The following is a 4534-nucleotide window of genomic DNA, read 5'->3' as shown; positions in this document are numbered from 1 at the left end:
CCGTCCTCGGTGACGGCGACGCTCCCGAGGACGATGGCGTCGAGTTCCGGTACGTCCCCCGGGCCGACCTGCCGGCCGTAGTTTCGCATGTGGGAGACGGTCGGTGCGGCATCCAGGTCGCTGAGCGTTTCAGGGTCCAGTTCGACGAAACAGTCCGCTTCGCTCAGTCGGGGCACCGCCATGTAGACGGTCGTTCCTTGCTTCAGAAGCCCCCGCCGGAGCGGCAATTGCGGGGCGTCGGGGTTGGCCTTGACCGCGTCGGATTGGGCGAGTTCCGGCAGGTTGAGCGCCCGTTCGGCCGCCTCCTTCGCGCCCTCGAAGTTGGTGATGCGGCCGTGCGGCGGGAAGGGAAACCGCGCGTAGCCCTCCGATTCGAGGCAGTCCCAGACCCGCTTGCGGATCGCCTGTTTGTCGGTCATCTATGCCATCCCGCGAACGAACTCGATCTGTTCGGGGCCGTAGTAGAACGTGAGCATGAGGTAGGCGACGACGCCCAACACGAGGCTGACGAGCCACGTCGAGACGGCGATGCGGCCGACCTTCGCGTGTGCCGTCTCGCGGAGTTCGGCGGGCGTGTGCGTGACCCCGAGCGTGATGGCATAGAGCACGAGCGGGACTGCAAGTACAGACAGGATGATATGAACCGCCAGCATGCCGAGATAGAGGCTCCGGAGCGGCGCGCCGGCGACGATCTCCTTGCGACCACCGCCGCCCGTCTTCAGGAGGTAGAAGACGAGGAACAGCAGGATAAGCGAGAAGGCGGCGCTCATCGCCTTGCGGTGTTTCTCGACCTCGTCGTTGCGGATCCAGTACCACCCGGCGGCCAGACAGACGACAGTCGCCGAGTTGATGACGGCGATGATGTGTGCGAACAAACCGACGGTCGACTCCGAGATGGTCGGATAAATCCACGCGTCACCGTAGAGCGTTCCAATGACGACGACGTAGCCGATGACGGTCAGGACGGCGGTCAGTATCCGTGGATGCTCCCGTGCGAACGCCGGGCCGCGCGCTGTCGACATACACGCTCGTTGGAACCGCCGCACAAAGGTCGCTTGGGTTTCCGCACGCGGGTTCCGGAAGTTCCGGTGCGGTCCCCGCGACGGCGAGACCGATACGGCCTTGTCGCCGCCACCCTGCGTGCCGATATGCAGTATCTCTGGTACGCGCTTCTCGCCCTCGCAGCCTATGCCCTCGTCGCGCCGCTGACGAAACTGGCGACCCAGCAGTTGCCGGCCGACACCGTCGCTTTCGTCACCAACGGCATGCTCGCGCTGACGGCGCTCGGGATCATCATCGCGACCGACCGGCCGCTGCTCTCGGCACTGACTCACCAGCACGCGCCGTATATGTACGCCGCCGGTGCCTGTCTGGCGGTCGGTATCATCTCATATTACCGCGCGCTGGCGGCCGGCCCCGTCAGCGTCGTCGTCCCGATCTTCGGTCTCTTTCTGGTCGCCAGCTCCCTCATCGGTATCGTCTTTCTCGACGAGGCGCTGACCGTCCGCAAGGCGACCGGTATCGTCCTCGCGGTGGTCGCCGTCTTCCTGACCACGTTCGAGGGGTGACCCGGCTCCAACGAGGGGTGACTTTAGGCCTGTTCGGTTCCAATATCCGGTATGGTCACACTCGAATCCAAATCCGACAAACTCGACCACGGTGACTTGGCTCCCGATTTCGAACTGGAAGGCACCGACGGCGAGACCTACTCGCCGGGCGATTTCGACGATTACGACGCCCTGCTCGTGGTCTTCACGTGTAACCACTGCCCATACGCGCAGGCCAAATACGGCGCGATGAACGACATCGCTGATGAGTACGAGGAGGTGCCCGTAATCGGTATCAATCCGAACGACGCCGAAGAGTACCCGGAGGACTCCTTCGAGAAGATGGTCGAATACGTCGAATCGGGCAAAATCGATATCACCGCCTACCTCCGCGACGAGACACAGGAGGTCGCGAAGGCCTACGGCGCGGTCTGTACGCCCGACCCGTTCCTCTTCGTGAACGACGACGACGAGTTCCGACTGGTCTATCACGGCCGCTTCGATGACGCGACGACCCCCGACGAGGAGCCCTCTGGCGAACCGGGCTTCGAGATCAAGGACGCCATCGACACCGTGTTGGCCGGCGAGGAACCCGAAGACGAGCGCGGTCCCTCCCGCGGCTGTTCGATCAAGTGGCGGAACTGAGACGGCAATAAAAACGGCCCGTGACCGGAGGGACGATCAGTCCTCGTCCGGCGCGGCTTCTTCCGGTACTCGACCTTCGACCAGCGATTCGTCGGTGTACTCCTCGCGGATGTCCTTCTTGGAGAACTTGCCGGTGGCGGTCTTGGGGATCTCGTCGATGTACTCGATGGCGTCCGGGAGCCACCACTTGGGGTAGTCCTCCCGGAGCATGTCCATGATTTCGTCGTCCAGCGTCGACTCGTCGGCGTTCTCGCCGGGGACGACGAACGCGACGGGTCGTTCCTGCCAGCGCTCGTGGGGGACGCCGACGACGGCCGCCTCGGCGACGTCGTCGTGGGCCATGATGGCGTTTTCGAGTTCGACGGAGGAGATCCACTCGCCGCCGGACTTGATGACGTCTTTCGCGCGGTCGACGATCTTTATGTAGCCTTCCTCGTCGATAGTGACGACGTCACCGGTCTTCAGCCAGCCGTCCTCGAAGTCCTCCTTGTTGGCTTCCGGCCGTTTGAAGTACTCCTTGGTGACCCACGGGCCGCGGACCCACAGTTCACCGAACTCCTCGCCGTCCCAGGCGATCTCGTTGCCGTCCTCGTCGATGACCTTCATCTCGAGGCCGGGCACGAGCAGGCCCTGCTTGGAACGGTGTTCGAGCTGGGTCTCGTAGTCCGCGTCCTGCAGGCTGGCCTTGAGTTGGGAGACCGACCCGATGGGAGACATCTCGGTCATGCCCCACGCGTGCAGCAGTTCGACGTCGTGGTCATCGAACCAGCGGATCATGGATTCGGGCGCGGCCGACCCGCCGACGATGACGGTATCCAGAGAGGAGAGGTCGACCTCGTTGTCCTCCATGTACTCCATCAGGCCGAGCCATACCGTGGGAACGCCGGCGGTGATGGTGACGCCCTCCTCCTCGATGAGTTTGGCCAGGTCCTCGGGTTCCGGCGAGGGGCCGGGATAGACGTGTTTCGACCCCGCGGCGGTCGCGGTGAATGGCATCCCCCAGGCGTTGACGTGGAACATCGGCACGACCGGCATCACCACGTCGTCGTCGGCCATCGGGATGCCCTGCGGCGTCAGGGTGGCCATCGTGTGGCTCCACAGCATCTTGTGGGTGTACTCGACGCCCTTCGGGTTGCCCGTCGTCCCGGAGGTATAACACATGCCGGCGGGCTTTTCCTCGTCGAGTTGTGGCCAGTCGTAGTCGGTCGGCTGGCCGTCGACGAACTCCTCGTAGGGCGTCGCATCGAGGGCGTCGGTTCCACTGGAGGACATGACGACGAAGTCGACGCCCTCGAACTCGGGGGCGTCGGCGGCCGCCCCTGCCAGTTTCGGCGCCAGCGATTCGTCGACGAAGATCAGCTCGTCGTCGGCGTTATCGACGATGTACTGGATATGCTCGTCCGGCAGCAGGGGGTTGATGGTGTGGAGTTGGGCACCGATGGTCGGGACGGCGAAGTAGGTCTCGAAGTGCCGGTGGTGGTTCCAACAGAACGTCGCTACCCGGTCGCCGTCCTCGATGCCGTGTTCGTCGAGGGCGTTGGCGAGTTGCGCCGTCCGCTCGTCGTAATCCTCGTAGGTGTATCGCTCGATACCTTCGTGGGTTCGTGAGACGATCTCCGTATCGGGATAGAGATTCGCCGCACGCCACAGGAACGGTCGAAGGGTCTGGTTCGTACCTCCAGGCATGGGACGACACCTACGGATGGTCCTGACTTGGTTTTTGTCATGAGGTTCCATGCCATAACTGCCGGAAATAAAACGCCGTTCAGGTGATGCGACGGCTTACTGCCAATCCCTCACCGAGCGGCAACAGGGTCGTTTCGAAGGCCTCCGCAGCACGGACGTGATCGAGGTAGTCGCCGACGCCACGGGCACTAGCGTTGTCCGTCTCGCCGCCTTCGACGACGACCCGATGAATCTCCTCGAATGCGAAGGGGCCGGCGGTCATGTTGTCGGCGACGACGACACCGCCGACGGGGACCGTCTCGCGTACCGCCTCGAAGGCCTCGACGTAGCGGTCCTTCTCGTTGTCGATGAGAACGACGTCGAAGGGGCCGTCGTACGTGGCGACGATGTCGATGGCGTCGCCCTCCTCGAAACGAGCCATCTCCGCATAGCCGCCGCGAGCGAGGTAGTCGCGGGCGTCGTCCAGTTCGTCGGCGTCGATCTCGGTCAGGACGATCTCGCCGTCCTCGGACAGGCCGCGGGCGAACCAGTAGGCCGAATAGCCGAAGCCGGACCCGAACTCGAAGACGCGCCGGGCGTCGACGAGGCCGGCCAACTGCTGGAGCCAGCCGCCGACGGCGGGGCCGACGGTCGGAAAGCCCGTCTCCTCGGCGCGG

At 64.1% G+C, this 4534-nt stretch carries 5 protein-coding genes and 1 pseudogene; 2 read left to right on the top strand and 4 right to left on the bottom strand.

Annotated features, from left to right (window positions below; translation table 11 throughout):
- Window positions 1-419 (bottom strand): annotated as a pseudogene (locus tag V5A53_RS13115) (5-formyltetrahydrofolate cyclo-ligase); the annotation flags it as partial.
- Window positions 420-1022 (bottom strand): DUF420 domain-containing protein, encoded by a 603-nt coding sequence (locus V5A53_RS13110; RefSeq protein ID WP_332314068.1) that lies wholly within the window; start codon window positions 1020-1022, stop codon window positions 420-422.
- A 126-nt stretch (window positions 1023-1148) separates the two neighbouring features.
- Between V5A53_RS13110 and V5A53_RS13105 the strand changes: the two genes are divergently transcribed.
- On the top strand, window positions 1149-1568 hold the full coding sequence (locus V5A53_RS13105; protein ID WP_332314067.1) for an EamA family transporter: 420 nt from the start codon (window positions 1149-1151) through the stop codon (window positions 1566-1568).
- Window positions 1569-1619: 51 nt separating this feature from the next.
- Window positions 1620-2192, top strand: a complete 573-nt coding sequence (locus V5A53_RS13100; RefSeq protein ID WP_332314066.1) for a thioredoxin family protein — start codon at window positions 1620-1622, stop codon at window positions 2190-2192.
- A 36-nt stretch (window positions 2193-2228) separates the two neighbouring features.
- On the opposite strand, the gene V5A53_RS13095 is transcribed toward V5A53_RS13100, so the two are convergent.
- On the bottom strand, window positions 2229-3878 hold the full coding sequence (locus V5A53_RS13095) for a long-chain fatty acid--CoA ligase (RefSeq protein ID WP_332314065.1): 1650 nt from the start codon (window positions 3876-3878) through the stop codon (window positions 2229-2231).
- A 79-nt stretch (window positions 3879-3957) separates the two neighbouring features.
- Window positions 3958-4534, bottom strand: a 577-nt coding sequence (locus V5A53_RS13090) for an O-methyltransferase (protein WP_332314064.1), incomplete at its 5' end; no start/stop codon positions are given.

Origin of the sequence: Natronomonas sp. (assembly GCF_036625485.1) — an archaeon.
Lineage (GTDB): Archaea > Halobacteriota > Halobacteria > Halobacteriales > Haloarculaceae > Natronomonas.
The sequence above is the reverse complement of the archived record's forward strand: the minus strand, read 5'-3'. Positions and strand labels throughout refer to the sequence as shown.